The 17813-nt window shown below is 45.1% G+C and carries 15 protein-coding genes; 10 read left to right on the top strand and 5 right to left on the bottom strand.

From position 1 onward, the window contains the following. The first annotated feature begins 93 nt into the window (after positions 1-93). The 8 genes from FS373_RS06755 (at position 94) to FS373_RS06720 (ending at position 9699) form a co-directional block, all read left to right on the top strand. The gene (locus FS373_RS06755) at positions 94-657 is read left to right on the top strand and encodes a sigma-70 family RNA polymerase sigma factor (protein ID WP_144047213.1); all 564 of its coding nucleotides are present in this window, start codon (positions 94-96) and stop codon (positions 655-657) included. Further along, positions 650-1354: a DUF3379 domain-containing protein gene (locus FS373_RS06750; protein WP_144047214.1), complete on the top strand. Its 705-nt coding sequence runs from the start codon at positions 650-652 to the stop codon at positions 1352-1354. The genes FS373_RS06755 and FS373_RS06750 overlap by 8 nt, the downstream gene beginning before the upstream one ends. Positions 1355-1489: 135 nt before the next feature. Continuing rightward, positions 1490-2941, top strand: a complete 1452-nt coding sequence (gene putP / locus FS373_RS06745) for a sodium/proline symporter PutP (RefSeq protein WP_144047215.1) — start codon at positions 1490-1492, stop codon at positions 2939-2941. A gap of 367 nt (positions 2942-3308) precedes the next feature. Continuing rightward, a complete protein-coding gene (locus FS373_RS06740; RefSeq protein ID WP_144049038.1) occupies positions 3309-4568 on the top strand; it encodes an OmpP1/FadL family transporter in 1260 nt (419 codons plus the stop codon). A 167-nt stretch (positions 4569-4735) separates the two neighbouring features. Next, on the top strand, positions 4736-5452 hold the full coding sequence (locus FS373_RS06735) for an SIMPL domain-containing protein (protein WP_144047216.1): 717 nt from the start codon (positions 4736-4738) through the stop codon (positions 5450-5452). 255 nt (positions 5453-5707) lie between these two features. Further along, positions 5708-6082, top strand: a complete 375-nt coding sequence (locus tag FS373_RS06730; RefSeq protein ID WP_152829106.1) for a rhodanese-like domain-containing protein — start codon at positions 5708-5710, stop codon at positions 6080-6082. A 706-nt stretch (positions 6083-6788) separates the two neighbouring features. Next, on the top strand, positions 6789-9212 hold the full coding sequence (locus tag FS373_RS06725) for a S8 family serine peptidase (protein WP_152828986.1): 2424 nt from the start codon (positions 6789-6791) through the stop codon (positions 9210-9212). A 130-nt stretch (positions 9213-9342) separates the two neighbouring features. Further along, positions 9343-9699, top strand: coding sequence for a VF530 family DNA-binding protein (locus tag FS373_RS06720; RefSeq protein WP_144047218.1), 357 nt, complete (start codon positions 9343-9345; stop codon positions 9697-9699). Between the two features lie 98 nt (positions 9700-9797). Here FS373_RS06720 and FS373_RS06715 read toward each other — a convergent pair whose 3' ends face one another. Continuing rightward, a complete protein-coding gene (locus FS373_RS06715) occupies positions 9798-10313 on the bottom strand; it encodes a malate synthase (protein WP_144047219.1) in 516 nt (171 codons plus the stop codon). A gap of 205 nt (positions 10314-10518) precedes the next feature. Between FS373_RS06715 and FS373_RS06710 the strand changes: the two genes are divergently transcribed. Continuing rightward, entirely contained in the window at positions 10519-12048 is a 1530-nt protein-coding gene (locus FS373_RS06710) for a DUF3612 domain-containing protein (protein WP_144047220.1), read from the top strand. A gap of 85 nt (positions 12049-12133) precedes the next feature. On the opposite strand, the gene FS373_RS06705 is transcribed toward FS373_RS06710, so the two are convergent. The 3 genes from FS373_RS06705 to FS373_RS06695 form a co-directional block, all read right to left on the bottom strand. Next, positions 12134-13852: a methyl-accepting chemotaxis protein gene (locus FS373_RS06705; protein WP_144047221.1), complete on the bottom strand. Its 1719-nt coding sequence runs from the start codon at positions 13850-13852 to the stop codon at positions 12134-12136. 13 nt (positions 13853-13865) lie between these two features. After that, the gene (locus FS373_RS06700; protein WP_144047222.1) at positions 13866-14600 is read right to left on the bottom strand and encodes a c-type heme family protein; all 735 of its coding nucleotides are present in this window, start codon (positions 14598-14600) and stop codon (positions 13866-13868) included. Between the two features lie 287 nt (positions 14601-14887). Then, positions 14888-15865 carry a zinc-dependent alcohol dehydrogenase family protein gene (locus tag FS373_RS06695; protein WP_144047223.1) on the bottom strand — a complete coding sequence of 326 codons (978 nt, stop codon included), beginning with the start codon at positions 15863-15865 and terminating at the stop codon, positions 14888-14890. Positions 15866-16020: 155 nt separating this feature from the next. On the opposite strand from FS373_RS06695, the gene FS373_RS06690 reads away from it, so the two are divergent. Continuing rightward, on the top strand, positions 16021-16929 hold the full coding sequence (locus FS373_RS06690; protein WP_152828985.1) for a LysR family transcriptional regulator: 909 nt from the start codon (positions 16021-16023) through the stop codon (positions 16927-16929). A 27-nt stretch (positions 16930-16956) separates the two neighbouring features. On the opposite strand, the gene FS373_RS06685 is transcribed toward FS373_RS06690, so the two are convergent. Then, positions 16957-17769, bottom strand: a complete 813-nt coding sequence (locus FS373_RS06685; protein WP_144047224.1) for a hypothetical protein — start codon at positions 17767-17769, stop codon at positions 16957-16959. Positions 17770-17813: the final 44 nt, after the last annotated feature.

Raw genomic sequence — 17813 nt, 5'->3', positions numbered from 1 at the left:
TTTGGCAAGAAGTTATAGTTAACTTCTTGCCATTCCCTTCAAGCAGGTTAAGCTAGCCACTATTGTGGTAGTTAATCGAGCACTAATTTAAAAATGTTTAATCGCCTGCGAAATAAAAAACCCGATTCCTCGGTCAATTCTGACATGCTAAGTAAACAAAGACGATACGATAGCCTTGTCAGGGCACTCCATGCAGATATATTCCGCTACGCCTACTGGTTATGCGGGGATAAGCATATTGCGGAAGATATCACTCAGGAGACTTTTCTCAGAGCCTGGCGCTCACTCGAGTCATTAAAGGATGATAAAGCGGCTAAAGCCTGGCTTATCACCATAGTGAGAAGAGAGAATGCCCGTCGATTCGAGAGGAAACAGTTCGATTACTCAGATATTGAGCAAGAGCAACTGGAAGATCATATCTCCACGAGCACCGAAGATAATGCAGAGCAGCATCTGATCCGCAGACAGATCTCAAAATTAGAGATCGAATACCGTGAACCTTTAATTTTACAAGTTATTGGTGGCTTTAGCGGCGAAGAGATTGCAAAAATATTAGATCTCAACCGTAATACCGTAATGACTCGACTGTTTCGTGCCAGAAACCAGTTAAAAGATTTAATAGAACAACCACAAGTAAGAGGTCAATCCAATGGATGAGCTGAAGTTTAGACGTCAAGCCTATGGAGAGCCAAACTGTCAGGACGATGATTTTTTAGCGGCGATGCAAGTTGCCCCTGAACGTGCAGCTTTCGTCAATGAATTAAAGAAGCTCGATAAAAAACTTGAGCGAGCCTTAAAAATTGATGTACCGGAAGATTTAGTGGCCAAATTGCTGCTTAATCAACAGCTGCATCAGCATCAGAGGCAGAGACGTAAGTCCGGGTTTACGTTGGCACTTGTCGCATCAATCGCTTTTATCGCAGGGATCAGTTTCACCCTATTAAGGATGGCTCCCGTCGATCTAGGGCAACATGCCCTCGCCCATGTGTATCATGAGACTAAAGCACTGAGCGTAGATCAAAATGTCAGCTTTAAGGATGTTAATTTTCAGCTGGCTTCTATGGGTACAATAGGCAATGCCAAGTTCACTCAACAACCCGGTAAAGTCTATTACAGCACTTTTTGTGACTTTCAAGGCGTGAAGAGCCTACATCTGGTTATGCAGGGAGAGCATAGCAAGGTTACCCTCTTTATCGTCCCCATTGAGGAGCGTATGGTGCTCGAACAAGCCTTTGCCGATGACAAGTACAAGGGAAGAGGTTTCACAACCGACAACGCCTACATGTTACTCGTTAGTGAAAATGATGCAGACATAAGTTACGTAGAGGAAGAGATTCAACAAATATTCATCTAAACTCGTAACAACCTGTGGTGGCACCGGGTCACCACAGGACCTACCAGCTTCACATTTCCAATCAATATTGAGCTTCGCATCTAACATCTGCTAGCATGTCGCCCACATTTTAAAATAAATAATAATGGCATAAGCATGGATATTGAATTACCGATATTAGTTACCTTCATCGGCTATCTCGCCCTAATGATGGGGATCGGCCTATGGGCCTATAAAGCGACAGACTCAGTTGACGATTATATCTTAGGTGGCAGAAGCATGGGCCCGGCCGTCACCGCATTGAGTGTTGGTGCATCTGATATGTCAGGCTGGCTATTACTAGGATTACCCGGTGCAGTTTATTTGGGTGGATTAGGCGAAGCTTGGATTGGTATAGGTCTGGTCTTTGGCGCCTGGTTAAACTGGCTCTTCGTGGCCAAGCGTCTTCGTATATACACGGAATTTACCGATAACGCCCTCACTCTACCCGACTTCTTCGAGAAACGCTTCGAAGACAGCAAAGGCTTACTCAAGCTGGTTTCAGCGGTCACTATTCTAGTCTTCTTCACCTTCTATGCTTCGTCTGGCATGGTAGGCGGTGCGATACTGTTTGAAAAAGTCTTCGGCCTAGATTACACCTTAGCCTTGATTATCGGCTCGACCATTATTGTCGCATACACCTTTGTCGGTGGATTCTTTGCCGTCAGTTGGACCGACTTCTTCCAGGGTTGTTTGATGTTGGTTGCCCTATTAATCGTCCCGGTGGCTATCTTCAGTCAGCCTGAAACCCAAAATGGTCTAGACAGTATCGACCCGGCCATGCTTTCCATGTTCAATGAAGGCACCACTGTCATCGGCTTAATCTCACTTCTCGCATGGGGCTTAGGTTATTTCGGTCAACCACATATCCTGTCTCGATTCATGGCCATCAAGAGTGCCAATGATATTCCGCTATCGCGTCGTATCGCCATGAGCTGGATGGTTATCGCCCTCATAGGTGCATTAGCAACGGGCATAGCCGGTAGCCTGTACTTCGCCAACGATCCATTGGCCAATCCTGAGACCGTTTTCATCCACCTGGCACATGCAGCATTTAACCCATGGATCGGCGGTCTGCTTATCGCCGCGATTTTATCGGCCATCATGAGCACCATAGATTCACAGCTCTTGGTCTGCTCTAGTGTCATCACCGAAGATTTCTATAAGAAGTGGCTACGCCCAGAAGCCAGCAGCAAAGAACTGATGTTAGTGGGCCGTATCGGCGTACTCGCGATTGCCATTATCGCCGGTATCGTTGCACTCAACCCAGAAAGCAGCGTTCTTGGACTAGTGAGTTATGCATGGGCAGGGTTTGGCGCGGCATTTGGTCCTGTGGTGTTACTCTCGCTCTTCTGGAGTGCTTACAGTCGAAATGGTGCGGTGGCGACTATCATAGTCGGTGCATTCACAGTTGTGATCTGGAAACAGCTTTCTGGTGGCATCTTCGATATCTATGAAATCTTACCAGGCTTCATTTTAGCAACGCTATCAGGTGTGATTGTGAGTAAAATATCTGCCCCTTCCGATAAGGTAAAAGAGCAGTTTAGAGTATTTACTTCAAAACTATAAGCACTAAAAATAAGACGTTAGCCCCTCAAAAACCCAAAATAGCGTACACGTGTACGCTATTTTTTTTATTTATTTTCAACCCTATTTTTCACAAGCCCGCAACGTAAATTCAAACCCAGTAAAAGCCTTGATACGCCTCATGATAGGCGCTCCAGCTCACGGTTAAAATACACACACATCAATAACCTCAAAACTCATGATTTAATTAACAAAAATGCAACTGACATTTGCAACTGGTCGGAGTTGTTGGTGGGAAAAACCAACCCTAAGATGCACTGGTCTAACAAGTGGACTCACATCAAACTTTAAAAAAGCGGACAAAAGCTGAGTTTGAATTTCCGGTCCTAAAATTACAGAGATGATAATGATGAAAAACTTCAACAAGACTTTATTAGCTATCGCCGTTACGCTTGCAAGTACACAAGCTATGGCCGCAGGTTTTCAATTAAACAGCCAATCGGCTACCGGAATTGGCCGTGCTTTCGCTGGTGACGCCGTCATCGCAGATAACGCTTCTGTGCTATCTCGCAACCCGGCAGCTATGGCGCTGTTTGATGAGAAGCAACTCTCTATGGGCCTGACTTACGCCGATGTACAGGTTCAGGTTAGCGATGTTACTCATGGCGATACAGGTCTGAACTATGGTTCTGTCGATGATGCGGCGGAAGCCAAGATCATCCCTAACTTTTACTATATTAACCCGGTAAACGACAAGTTCGCTTACGGTGTGGCTATGTTCAGTAACTTCGGTACAGGTACCGATACTAGTGAGTTATCGAACCCTGTTCCTGTAGGTGGCGGTGTAAAAGTTCCCGCACCTGTAGACTTACTTGGTAAAACAGAAGTCACCACCATTAACTTCAATCTAAGTGCCTCTTACCGCATCAACGAACATTTCAGCGTCGGTGCTGGTGTCGATATTATCTATGGCCAAGGCACCTTGACTCGTTCTGGAGAGTTACCATTAGGTGAAGGTGGTTCATACGTACCAGTTGATCTAGTTGATGTTGATGCCGATGGCGTCGCATTCGGTGGTATCGTCGGTGCAGTTTATGAAATCAATGCTGATAACCGTTTCGGCATCAGTTATCGTTTCAGTCCAGAAATGAGTGCAGATGGTACCGTGAACTACGGTGGAGTTGATTTTGAAGAGATCAATATCCCTATGCCTGATATCTTCCAGGTTGCAGGTTTTCATCAGCTGACTGACAAGTTTGCCGTTCACTACACGGCTCAGTTAAGCACATGGGGCGATTTTGATGAGATTTCAGTTTCGGACCCAGGTGATGTTCAACTTAAACATTACGCATGGGATGACTCTTGGTTATTCAGCGTCGGTGGTACTTACACACTTAATGACACTTGGACACTTCGTGCCGGTTACATGCATGACCAAGGCGTAGTCGGCGAGGTCAGCTCTATCTCAATCCCGGACTCAAATCGTAACTGGTATACAGCAGGTGCAACTTACAACCTGTCTAAACACACCAGTCTCGACTTCGGCATAGCCTTCGTCCGCGGTGAAGATGTGTCACTGACAGAAATGAGTGAAGTTGTAGGTGATATTCATGCCAGCACTCGCTCTGATGCGACTTACTACTCTATGCAGTACAACTACAAGTTCTAAATTTATTTAGTCCCTGATAGTCATGAAAAAGCCGCATTCAGTGCGGCTTTTTGCTGCCTGAAGAAAATATCAGGATATGCGCTTATTAAAAACTTCTTAGCTAGATTTCAATAGCAAAATAAATCTATACTATTTATTCAGGTTTCCACTCAAGGAATTGGATTAGAATGAATAAAAACAACGCGATAAGTGCACTTATATTAGGCTCCTTACTCTGTTTTGGTCTGGCACTGCTGGGCTATGGCATTGGACATAGCCTAATCGAGATGAAGTCCATGGATAGAACGGTTACCGTCAAGGGGCTTGCCGAACAGGAAGTTAAAGCCAATGTCGCTATTTGGCCAATCCGCTTCACCGAAGTCGACAATGACCTCACAACCTTATATCAGACGGTACAAACTCAGACAGACAAGGTGATCTCTTTCTTGCTTAAACAAGGCTTTACCATCGATGAGATATCCAGCTCTCAGCCCTCAATCGAAGACAGGCAGGCACAGGGATATGTGGACCCCAATGTGAAATACCGCTACGCGGCCAAAGTGACCATCTCTATCTATACCCAGAGAGTCGACCTTCTCTTAGAAAGCAGACAAAATATGCTCGAGCTGGCCAAAGAAGGCATTGCTATCTCAAATCAAGATTACAACAGTAGGACTGAGTTTCTGTTCACAGAGCTCAACTCTGTCAAGCCCGCTATGGTGCAAGCCGCTACGACCAATGCCAGACAAATAGCCGATAAGTTTGCCCAGGACTCAGATTCGGTACTCGGTAAGATAAAAAATGCCTCTCAGGGCCAATTTAGTATATCCGATAGGGACAGCAATACCCCTTATATCAAGCGTGTGAGAGTCGTCTCAACCTTAACTTATTATCTCAAAGATTAGTTAGCTTAAGTGGCATTGATTCCCCCTGTGTAAGGATACTTGGGTACACATTTACCCTATGCCTTCCGAACGTTATACTGAATAGTGAAACCTTAGATTGTTGCCGACGCTTGCTCTGCTTAATGCATTAGCAAGCGCCCAATGTTTATAAGTTAAAAGTATAGAGATTAAAAGCATCTAAACTAACTCGTCATATTCATTCATAAATATAAGGAAAATAAAGTGAAGAATCAGATAAATATCGCCCATAGAAGTATGCAAAATTACAGCTTTATGGTCATTTTCGCGTTACTTAGCCTCTTGATGAGTCAATTCGCCTTGGCGGCTGATAAAGACCCGAGAGTCGCATGGGATAAGATAGATGCGGGGGCCACAGTGATCGATGTCAGAACGGCAGAGGAGTTCGCGGCGGGACATTTAGATAACGCGATCAATATCCCTTTCGAAGAGATAGCCGCTGAAATAAAAATGCTCGACATCGCCAAAGACACTCAAATTGTACTCTATTGTCGCAGTGGCCGACGCAGCGGTATCGCTTTCGATACCTTAGTCTCGGAAGGTTTCACTCAGAGCTATAATGGCGGTGGTTTTGAAACTTTGAGTCAGTTTAAGCAAGATGACAAACAATAATTAAGCGACTAGCTCAGCATGATTTGTCGATAACTCACTAAACCTTGTGAAGAGTTATCGACACCTTAATAATACACCTGGTCTAGATCACTGACTCCTCAGATTCATACTTTTTATGCACCTTTATACCAATCAGTATAAAGGTATGGTCACTCAGCGAGTATTTAGCACTTCTTATACCGATTGGTATTACTCGTCCAAATCCCCCTTTCTCATGCTAGATAAAGTTAAAGCTTTAGAGGCTCAGCATTAGCTTCAATTTGGCAAAAGTTTACCTTAACCCTATGACAAACCTTAGTAATTGGCGTTGTTCCCACTCATCAATATTACTTTTAAGAATATATTATAACCAATATCAACTAATACTATTAACCTATACTTTCAATGCCTTACAAGAATAAAACATTAAAAAACCACAATGAAAATCATTTAGGATATTGAATTCTAAATGTATTGATTTCATCACTATCCGCATACCAACTCACAATTACCTACCAAACCCGCGAATTAATGCGTTTTAAACGCAATAACTATGCAGTAAAGATTTAATTACCCTCTCCAGCCAAATAACACCAAGGTGTTAACGTTAATTTTACAATTCAATTACATACAGTTACATTCACTGACGAGTAACCAGTTTATTTTAGTTTCCACTAAAAATAGACCTAATAATAATGATTAATTCTAATTAACATGGAAGACAACTATGACAATAAGCAAAACAACATCTGTTGCACTCAGCTTATCTGCCTTGGCAATCGCCATTTCAGCTAATGTGCAAGCTGCGCCGACCTTTACCCCGGGGCTTCAATCGAGTGCTACAGGTTTTGAACAAACATCTCCGCTGCCTAAGCGCTATATTGTAAAATTTAAAAATGCTCAAGCCGCTTCAAGTTTCCAATCAGCGTCTGATGAAATGAGTGTGATGAGCTATGTGCCAAGAACTAACGAAGTCTTCTCTCATCACAGAGCACTCAATAGTGTTTCAGCAAGAGAGATGAAGCGCATTGGTCGCAGTAATAGCTATACAGCCAAACTCGACTCAAAGAGTATTCAATCCCTTCGTCTTCGTTCAGATGTTGATTATGTTGAAGAAGACATGCCCAGACACCTGCTGAGTGAAACAACTCCATGGGGTCAAACCTATGTGGGCGCTACCAGCTTGAGTGACTCCATGGCTGGTAATCGCACCATCTGTATTATCGATTCGGGTTACGATCGCGACCATGGTGACTTGAGTGGCAATAATGTCACGGGCACCAATAATTCAGGTACTGGAAACTGGTTCGATCCAGGTAACAATAATGCTCACGGTACTCATGTGGCAGGCACCATTGCAGCCATCGCCAACAACTCAGGGGTTGTTGGTGTGATGCCAAACCAAACAGCCAACATTCATGTGATCAAGGTATTTAACGAAGCTGGTTGGGGGTACTCTTCATCTCTAGTTTCGGCCATAGATACTTGCGTCAGTAACGGCGCTAACGTAGTCACTATGTCTCTGGGTGGTGGCAATTCCAGCACCACAGAAAAGAACGCCATGACGGCTCACGCGAATAATGGCGTGCTATTAATTGCCGCGGCAGGTAACGCTGGTGATAGTACTCACAGCTATCCGGCTTCTTACGATGCGGTAATGTCTGTGGCAGCCGTTGATAACAACAAAGATCATGCTGCATTTTCCCAATACACTAATCAGGTTGAGATCTCAGGTCCAGGTGAAGCGATTCTATCGACAGTGACATTGGGTGAAGGACGTTTAGCCGACATAACCATCGACGGCCAGTCCTACTTCGATAATGGTATCGTCCCACATAATCGTTATGTAAAGTCTGGCACCGACCATATTGGAACTCCAGTTAATGACAGTGTCACCGGAGAATTAGCAGAGTGTTCGGTTTCTGGTAGCAGTTTTAACTGTGGCGATATGAACGCTAAGGTTTGTTTAGTTGAGCGCGTCGGTAATCAGGGCGCTAGCTACCCCGAGATAGATGCAGTTAAAGCCTGTAACTCAGCAGGAGCAAGTGCAGTTATCGTCTATGGTAATACCGAACTTCCGGGCCTACAAAATCCCTTCCTCGTCGATACCAACAACGAAGCTCCACTGGTTTCTGTCTCAGTCGATCGCGCAACGGGTCAGGCCTTACAAGCACGGTTAGGCTCAACGGTCACTGTCGCTAACACGGCAAACGAAGATTACGAATACTACAACGGCACCTCGATGGCGACCCCTCATGTATCGGGTGTGGCAACATTAGTATGGAGTCATCATACAGAGTGTAGCGCCATGCAAATCCGCTCAGCATTAAATGCAACGGCGGAAGATCTTGGTACTGCTGGACGTGATAATCAAACAGGTTATGGTCTTATCGATGCGGTAGCCGCTAAGGCTTATCTCGATGCCTCTTGTGATGGCCCTACCGATCCGGGCACAGGTCCAGGAGAGTTTGTGCTTGAAAACGGTGTAGCGAAAAACAGCTTGGCAGGCGCTAAGAATGACGAGCTTCATTTCTCTGTCGATGTCCCGGCTAACGCAACTGATTTGAGCTTTACCATGAGTGGCGGCAGTGGCGATGCGGATATGTATGTGCAGTACGCAGCGGCGCCAACCACTGGCAGCTATGATTGTCGCTCATGGGAAGGCGGCAACAGTGAGTCTTGTCCTATCAGTAATGCGCAAGCCGGCACTTACTACGTGATGGTTCAAGGTTACACTGCCTTTAGCGGAGTCAGCTTAGTCGCTAATTTCACGGAATCTACTGGCGGTGGCGGAAATACAGGTGGCCCGGCAACCTACACCAACACTAACGGTTACTCCATTCCTGATAACAGCTCAGTCGGCGTTACTAGCCCGATATCTGCCACTCGAACCGGTGACTCTGGAACCGTGACAGTGAAAGTGAATATCAGCCACACTTATATTGGTGATCTACAAGTCGAGCTGCATAGCCCATCGGGTCAATTTGCTATCTTGCATGATAACGCTGGCGGCAGCACAAACAACATAGTCCAAAGCTACACCGTCGATATGACAGGTGTTGAATCTGCAGGTGACTGGACACTAAAAGCGGTAGACAGTGCTCGACGTGATACTGGCACCATCAACAATTGGGAGCTTACTTTCCAGTAAACCTATTCAGCTTTATACATTTTGTTGAGGGCGCATGCGCCCTCTTTTCCTCCTACGCTAAAACCTCCCCTGTTCAATCTTGCTGGTTAACTGATATAATTAACTCAATATCAATTAATCTAATGAACTCATGACCCAAGTAAACAATCCACTACATGGTATCAAGCTAGAAGACCTACTCACCGACTTAGTCGAACATTATGGCTGGGAAGAGCTAGGCGCTCGCATCGATGTTCGTTGCTTTAATCATGATCCAAGTATTAAATCCAGCTTGCGCTTCCTGCGTAAGACCCTCTGGGCAAGAGAGAAGGTTGAATATCTTTATTTGAAGATGAATAAATTACCTTTACCGGCAAGAAAGCCAAGAGATGATCACTATCAGGCCAGTGATAAGAGCCTACGAGAGGCGAGTAACAGGTCAAATGCTAACTCTGATAACAATAGCGATGATGACAATCAGCTCAATACCAATATCTGGGGCAACTAGCTGCTTGGATAAAACCTAGCGACTTGAATCAAACATCAAAAAGCCGGATAGACCTTAGCGTCTGTCCGGCTTTTCTATATTTATAGTATCAATTGGTATTAGCCTTTAAGCGGATACTCGCTGCCATCTTTTGCCGTGAAGATTTGCGAAGCTTGTGAGTTTTCAATGATTCGCTTCTCTTCAATATTGAGTAAGCTAATCCAATATTCATGGCCTTCCAGCCTGACATCATCTATGTGGGCCTGGTCTTTAATACCTGTCTTGCCGCCGCGATCGAAACTCAGTTCCACATGGGTACCGTTACTGTTAAGCAAGATAGCTTCAGGTTCACTCTTATGGCCGTTTAGCGCAACAAATTGCCCTGAATTCTTCAGCCCCGTATGGGTTCCGTCGGCAAAAAACATCAACAGCTGTTGATAGTAAACCACGTAACTACGCACCTCTTTATGAGAACCTTTAGCTAATGGAAAGGTGTTATCCAGAAACTGTTTGGCATTAGCCATAATGTCAGTATCAGTGACTGCTTCTGCAGTTTTCACATTGACAATTCCGGCATTGATAAGGTTTGTAAAGTTTTGCTCGCCATATTCACTGCTGATAGTTGATATATCCATAGCCTTATCCTCTCAAATCAATCTCGGGTTATTTTCCATTATTAACAAACGACTAGTATTTTTATAATTGAATTATCACCTAGCTTTTCATTTTTACTTCAAGTGAGTCACTCATATTCATTCTTTCTCGATTGCTTGATTTGTAGTCTAGCTAATTTTTGACTACAATTTCACAATTAAAATTATACAGTGTGAATTTTACAAAATGAGAACAACAAAAAGCTTAATGCGAAAATCACATTTTCTTGGTACTAAAATTCGTAACCTAAGAAAAAGAAACCATCTCACCATGGAAGATCTTTCTGCTCGTTGTGTTCGGGTCGACCCGGAAACCGCCCCCTCAGTGTCATACCTGTCTATGATAGAGCGCGGTAAACGAGTGCCCAGTGCAGGCATGTTAGCCGTCATCGCGGCAGTATTTCAGAAAGAGGTCGATTGGTTTTTAGATGATGTACCTGAAGATCAAGCTATCACGCCAGATAAAGGCCGCCGTGGTGGCATAAACGGCATGGCGCTGGAGCCAAGTTTTTTGTTTTCCAAAGATATATTACAGATTGCCATACCTGAGATGTTGTCACAAACAGGGGTCACCGGACGACAGTTTGCTCATCTTTTGATCCGCGCCCATCAGGAACATCATCAGAATCACTTCCCGGATCTTGAACGTGCGGCCGAAGAGATAGGACAGAAACGCCTGCCACTCGCCCAGGAAGATATCATGGATATCGCTAAGGGTATGGGCCTCAAGATAAAATGGGTCGACCGTGCCCCCAAAGATGTTATTGATGAGATGGGGGCCACCTCCACTCAACTAGTGACTTCATTTTTTGAACCGCCTTCGACCATCTATATCAATAAACACCTGAAATCGAACCCGACTCGACTCAAGTATGATCTGGCGGTGCACATAGGCCACTGTGTATTGCACAACAAGGATGGATTGAAATCTGTACTCACCACTGGACGAAGTCAGGTCAGTACCGAGATGGACAATGGCACACCACAGTCTTCGACGGTCAATGCACAGGACATTCTCCACGCCTGGCGTGATTTTGAGTCCAGTTTCTTTGCCGGCGCCCTGCTTTGCCCCAAAGTCCCTTTCAGGCAGATGTTAGATCGTCATGGCTATGAGATAAATGTTCATGAAAAAGTGGGGGTGTCCGCATCGGTTGCCATGCGCCGCATGACGGTTGTCTCTCCCTATCCCCACTGGCATTATTTCGATGCCTATGCGCCAGGGAAATTAAAAGCCGTCTATCGCGGCAACGGTATTCCACTTCCCTGGGGCAATATGCGCTTAGTTCAAGACCCCTGTCAGCATTGGGCTGTATTTAGAAAAATCAATGAAACCAGTACTGGCTCATCTGCACAACTGTCGATACTCGATGTCGACAATGAGCCTAGGATTTACAGCTGTGAGTCAATAAGAGTAAAAGATATGGCGGGCAACAATCACGTACTCTGTGCCGGCATAGATCTCAACCCCGCTATCGAAGCTCAGGGAGGAGACGCTAATGCGATGGCCTCAGAATTAAAACAAGCTTGCGTTAAGCATGGCGGCGAAGCCGAGATCCCCAAGGCCATAAAGAAGGACTTAACCAGTGTGGCTAAAATTCTCAATATCAACTGGGTCGAGCGAGGCATAGATACTCAAGCCAGACTCATCTGCTCCAGAGGGGCTGTTTGTCCACGTCAGCCAACTTGTTATGAAGCAGGTAAGTCTCAGTGTAACTAGGTAATTGGATTGCTGAAAAAAAGAGCCGCTGGACACGATTGCGGCTCTTTGTGGTAATAAACCAAGCTAATAGAATTGAGTTGGCTTAGACCTTAAATTGCTGGACTAAGCTGGCTAAATGTCGTGACAGTTGCAACAAGTTTTCACTGGCCGATACGGTTTTTTCTACGGCCTGAGTCGTTGAAATTGACCCATCACTGATAGACACTATATTTTGATTAATCTCAGCGGCAACCAAGGCTTGCTGCTCTGCAGAAGAATCAATCATGGCATTAAGTTGATTAATTTCGGTGATTTGCTCTTCGATAATCTTCAGCGCAGCACCGGCTTTTTCTGCTTGGTCAACGACAGATTTAGCATCGTCATCACCTTGGGACATGACACTTACCGCATGTTGCGTACCCGACTGCAGGTTACTGATAATCTTATTTATCTCTTCCGTTGCATCTTGAGTCCTCTGGGCCAATGTACGTACCTCATCTGCAACAACCGCAAAACCTCGACCCGCTTCACCCGCCCTCGCCGCTTCGATCGCCGCATTGAGCGCCAGAAGGTTGGTCTGCTCGGATATGCCTCGAATCACATCCAGTACAGTCCCGATGACGCTGCTATCTTTCTCAACTCGAGCAATAGCCTGATTAGCATCTGAAATCATTTTTGAGAGGCCTAAAGTTTGCTCAACCGAACTCTCTACCATTTGACGGCCATGACTCGCTGCATCGGTGGCATTAAGTGTTGCCTGTTTTGCATGCTCGGTATGTTGGGCCACTTCTTGTACCGTAGTGGCCATCTGATTGATTGCCGCAGCGACTTGCTCAGTAGATTGCTGCTGTAGCACGACTCCCTGCTTGGTCTCCTGCATAATATTCACCAGATCGGAAACTGCTGCATCGAGCTGCTGGCAAGCATCGGTCACCTTACTCACGATAGTGCCAAACTGCTCCATCATACGGTTGAAAGCGACACCTGTGACACCAATTTCATCCATACTCCTGACTTCGAAGCGGCTAGTCAGATCCGACTGTTTCTCGATACACTCAACTGTGCTGCGAAGCCGTTCTATGGGGGTACAGATCTCTCTACGCATCACATAGGTATAGATAATACTCAATAGAATGATAACGATAAGTAATATGAGTGACAGGGTGAACAATTCAGCGGTCTTGTTAACTATCCTGTCAGCCGCCTCCCTCACCAAATTTCCGGAACGAGTGACGTCCACACTCGCCGATTTCGCTTGTAGGCTGACCTGTTCGAAGTTTTTATCCGCGGCTTGTTGAAAGTGCAAAATCAACAACTCAATATCCTCAGCCTGCTGTCTGCTGCCGGCAATCAATGAGTTACCTTTAACTCGATTATCATCGACATAAGCATCCACAGCCTCAAGCATCACATCATAAAACGCCTGAGTTTTATCTGTGAGTGTCCTAGCTAAATCCCCGTCTTGAGTCGCCAGCTCCGCAAGCTTACTATTAAGGTGTTCCTGGGTGATATTTGCCTGATCTTCCGCTTCGTTTAACCAGCTAACCGACAGATCCAACAGCCAGGCCCTGAGCTCCCGAAACTCTTTATCGATCTCACTCGCCAGTAAGTATTTATTACGCTCTACTCGCTGCAGAAGCTGCATCTCTTCCTGGTGCCTAATCGCGTTAATCTGCTGCTCGACTAACACTTGTTGTTCAACACTAATCGAAGAGATACTTTCAACCGTTGTCAGCACATAGATCAATGCAAATGCCATTACAGCCGAGAAACCAAAGCTGCCTGCAACCAGTTTGGTCGATATAGTCATATTTTTAAACATACCACTACTACCTCTACTGGTAGATGATTAAGCTGATCGCTCCACCTAACTCACCTAATACACCTCCCTCTTTCTTGCCACCGGTAATGTCCCTCTCTCCTTTTGGCATGCCATGGCAGCCTAAACATGACTTACCATAGTATTCAGGTAAGATAAATCTAAAGGCATCTTTGCCCTTGACCTTAGATTCCTCAGAAAATGGCTCTCCCTTCATATAGTCTGCACTCTTAAACAGGGTTTCGATAACATTGTTCTCCCATTTATCAGGCCTGTTAGCACGATTTCTCACATAAGTCTTAGGTGCCGTTAACTTGATTTTCATCTTTCCAGCCATACTGGAACTGAACTTATTAGCCACCTGCCGGGCAAAAATTGCGGGTAAGAAACCTTTAAATCCCACACCTTGTTCATTGATTAAATCCTGATTTTCATCCATGACAGCCACGACCGCAATCAACATGGCAGTCTGGGCATCGGTGAGTTGGTCTGTATCTAAGGGAATACCACTGGCCTGTGCATAATTGACCAGAGCCTGCTCTTTTACAGATTCACCCGACAACCCTTTATCACCTATAGAAGCATCGTTGATATGTTGTTGATTGACTGAGATGACTTTCCTGGCAGCGCGATAGAGCGTGGTGAGTTCTTGGCTTATTTCGGCATTTGAGTTTGCTACTGCGACTTCGACGTCAGTAAATAAAAGTAGGAGAACACAGATTAATGACCCCAATACACGTGATGTGAACATGGCGACCGTCCTGTTAAAAGAGCTACCAAACAAGTTAAAAATACCTAACTCTGTTCAGGGCAGCTGACTAAACATCTTTTAATTATAGTAACCATTCACTCAGGTGATTAGTTTTCGAGCGACTCATGCTTATCTAAAAAGTAACAGAAATACCAAAGTAAACTGATTTACTCTGGCTGATTGAACAAAAAAGAGGTAGCACCATATATGGGGGCTACCTCTTATAGCAAACATCGGTGACTAAGTGATGAATATTCTTGTCTACATTCAGCCTAGCTAGGTGGTGACTACACCCTTAATGCTATTTTTCCAACTGCTGCGCCGGATTCTAAACGAGCATGTGCATCGGCGACTTGCCAGATAGTGAAGTCAGACTCATCGAGCAGAGGTTTGATAATACCAGAGTCCACCAACTCGGCTATCTTAGTTAAGATCTCACCGTGGGATTGTCGATTAATGCCTTCGACCATAGGGATAAGCATAAGCACGCTGTGAAAACTCAAACTCTTCAACGCCACCTGTAATACATTATCGATGGGTAAAGTGGTGGCAACAGCACCATTAAATCGAGCGGCTTCGAAGCTGAGTTGAATATTGTCACCGGCCACGGGATCGAATATGGCATCGAACCCCACGCCCTTGGTGTACTGTTGAACATAGTCGGACACAGACTGCACCTTGATATCGACTAAGTGATCGGCGCCTATACTCGCGGCAAGCTTCATATTACGCGGCGTCGATGTTGCGGTGACCTCGGCGCCAAGATGTTTGGCTAACTGAATTGCCACATGGCCAACCCCACCCGTTGCGCCATGGATCAGCACCTTATCGCCTTGCTTTACCTTGAGTTTATGACATAAGCCTTCCCATGCAGTAATAGACACCAAAGGCAGCACGGCAGCCTGTCTCATGGTCAAGGTTTTAGGCTTAAGAGCCATTAAATCGGCATCGACCAACATAAATTCCGCTAATGCCCCATCGATACCCGCAATTCCCCCCGCACAGCCATAAACCTCATCGCCAACCTTGAAGTGACTCACGTCATCGGCCACTTCAGTCACCACACCGGCAACATCACCGTGGAGTATTTCAGGTAAATTAGCAGACCAAGGAGTGTCGCTTGAGCGCAACATAGTATCTAACGGATTCACACTCGAAGCTTTCACTTCCACCAGCATGTGGCCTGACTTCAATACCGGCTTGGCTTTTTCGGCCAGTTGGAACACATCGCTGGAACCCAGTTGTTTTATGATCATGGCTTTCATATTTATCGTCTCTATCATTGAATGGCTAGTTAATGTTAATGAAGCTATTTTAGTTATTGCCTAACAAACCATCAAGGCACCATAAAGCAAAGCATTTTTGTCTTTTAGACAATAATGCTATTCTAGCTTTATCACACCAAAATGGAGATACACTCATGAGCATATTCACTCGGTTGCACTATTTTAACTGTGTCGTAGAAACCGGCAGCATCTCGAAAGCGAGTCGAATCTTCGATATTCAGCCCTCCTCCATCTCCCGCCAGTTGGTGGCATTGGAGAAAGAACTTGGCATTCGCCTACTCAATCGAAATACCCGTAATATAGGCTTAACCGAAGCAGGCTTAACCTATTATCAGTATTCTCAGCGTATCGTCTCCGAGCTCGATGAGGCTCACAGGGCGGTAAATGAGTTACAGCAAAACCCTAAGGGTCACTTGAAAGTCAGTATGACAGTTGGCTTCGGTGAAAGTTGTGTGCTGCCATTGATCCCAGCGTTTATACACCAATATCCGGAGGTGAAAATTGAGCTGGAATTAACCGAGCGTGTCATAGATATGGTGGAGGAGAATGTCGATATCGCCATACGCAGCGGTCACCTGCCGGACTCTAACTTGATCGCCCGCAAACTGACCGATAATAACTTCTTGCTCTGCTCGAGCCCTCAATACATTACCAATAATGGACTGCCACTATCAACAAACGACTTACATAAATTTGATTGTATAAGATATGGCTATGCCGGCTGGCGTGAATGGTTCGTTATGAAAACTAAGCCCCCCCATACTTTTAAAAAATTGACCATTTCTGAAGGGCTCACGGTCAATTCTGTCAATGGTCAGAAACAACTATTATTGAACGATGCAGGTTTTGCCTTAATTCCACTGTGGGCAGTGAAAGATGAGTTGAAAAATGGCAGCTTAGTCCGAATACTGGAACAGGATCTATTTAGCCCCTGTGCTCCTTTGAGCTCGACCTATGCGCTCTACCTAAAGCGGGAATTAATTTCACCAAAAATTCGGGTATTTCTGGATTTTCTCAGAGATAAGCTAGACTCAGAAATCTAAATACTGAAACTAAGTGTAAGATAGAGCCTAGATAGGAAACTCAAAGATCAAACGCCATACCTTGACGCCATCACCGGCCCGGACACTGAGACCCAAGCGGTCAATTCCCATCCAATCCCAAAGGATTGGCTTAGAAAACGCTAAGGTTGCGCCCACTTCTAAACTATTCGACACCAAAACATCTTCACCAAATGGCGTAGCGAACCTGAGTTTATCGAAGTACCAATAACCAGCAGCAAACACCCTGGGCTCGACATCGACGCCTAACCAATCCCAGCGCCAATGAATATTTGTCCCTATATCGATACCAGATTGAAGTGCAGAATAGGTCTCACTCTGAGTCCCATCGAAGCTGGCATAGCCAGCGAAAAACAGTCGGTTAACCCAGACTGGTGCTGACTGCCTTAATTCAAGATCCAGTAAACTGGAGACACCTGCTGAATAGATAGCGACATTGGTACCTGAGGTAAAATTATTACCGTAGCCAAGATCTACATAGGTTTGAAATTCATGATCCTCTGAGGTACGGACACGATATTCAATGCCAGGGGTTATCGTCATGGTGCCGACGCTGGAGGGCAGGTCAGCCTCAGGAAGATCGCTCCATTTAAAATTGAAGAAGCCCAGCGATATAGGGGTGCGCAGGGTGAGAGATTCAGTATCATTCTTATAGAGTTCGAAACTGATGGGTATGTTAACCACAGTAGCATTCTGCCCTGAGGTTTTATAGATACCACTGCCTAGATAATTTGCAAACGCGTAATGGGTAAAATCTTCTTCAGCATAGACAGAAAAAGATCCAAGCAGTGTTAGCGCGATAAGAACTGATTTCAGAACCATATATAAGATATAGAAACTATATTATTAGTATGGCTCTGAATATA

Source organism: Shewanella sp. YLB-07, from assembly GCF_009377275.1.
The sequence above is the reverse complement of the archived record's forward strand: the minus strand, read 5'-3'. Positions and strand labels throughout refer to the sequence as shown.

What these genes read in the sequence shown, in the direction of transcription:
- FS373_RS06750 (WP_144047214.1), top strand. Translation starts at nt 650, where the DNA reads ATGGATGAGCTGAAGTTTAGACGTCAAGCCTATGGAGAGCCAAACTGT.
- FS373_RS06730 (WP_152829106.1), top strand. Translation starts at nt 5,708, where the DNA reads ATGCAAAATTACAGCTTTATGGTCATTTTCGCGTTACTTAGCCTCTTG.
- FS373_RS06685 (WP_144047224.1), bottom strand. Translation starts at nt 17,769, where the DNA reads ATGGTTCTGAAATCAGTTCTTATCGCGCTAACACTGCTTGGATCTTTT.
- FS373_RS06695 (WP_144047223.1), bottom strand. Translation starts at nt 15,865, where the DNA reads ATGAAAGCCATGATCATAAAACAACTGGGTTCCAGCGATGTGTTCCAA.
- FS373_RS06715 (WP_144047219.1), bottom strand. Translation starts at nt 10,313, where the DNA reads ATGGATATATCAACTATCAGCAGTGAATATGGCGAGCAAAACTTTACA.
- FS373_RS06720 (WP_144047218.1), top strand. Translation starts at nt 9,343, where the DNA reads ATGACCCAAGTAAACAATCCACTACATGGTATCAAGCTAGAAGACCTA.
- FS373_RS06735 (WP_144047216.1), top strand. Translation starts at nt 4,736, where the DNA reads ATGAATAAAAACAACGCGATAAGTGCACTTATATTAGGCTCCTTACTC.
- FS373_RS06690 (WP_152828985.1), top strand. Translation starts at nt 16,021, where the DNA reads ATGAGCATATTCACTCGGTTGCACTATTTTAACTGTGTCGTAGAAACC.
- FS373_RS06705 (WP_144047221.1), bottom strand. Translation starts at nt 13,852, where the DNA reads ATGTTTAAAAATATGACTATATCGACCAAACTGGTTGCAGGCAGCTTT.
- FS373_RS06725 (WP_152828986.1), top strand. Translation starts at nt 6,789, where the DNA reads ATGACAATAAGCAAAACAACATCTGTTGCACTCAGCTTATCTGCCTTG.
- FS373_RS06700 (WP_144047222.1), bottom strand. Translation starts at nt 14,600, where the DNA reads ATGTTCACATCACGTGTATTGGGGTCATTAATCTGTGTTCTCCTACTT.
- FS373_RS06755 (WP_144047213.1), top strand. Translation starts at nt 94, where the DNA reads ATGTTTAATCGCCTGCGAAATAAAAAACCCGATTCCTCGGTCAATTCT.
- putP (WP_144047215.1), top strand. Translation starts at nt 1,490, where the DNA reads ATGGATATTGAATTACCGATATTAGTTACCTTCATCGGCTATCTCGCC.
- FS373_RS06710 (WP_144047220.1), top strand. Translation starts at nt 10,519, where the DNA reads ATGAGAACAACAAAAAGCTTAATGCGAAAATCACATTTTCTTGGTACT.
- FS373_RS06740 (WP_144049038.1), top strand. Translation starts at nt 3,309, where the DNA reads ATGAAAAACTTCAACAAGACTTTATTAGCTATCGCCGTTACGCTTGCA.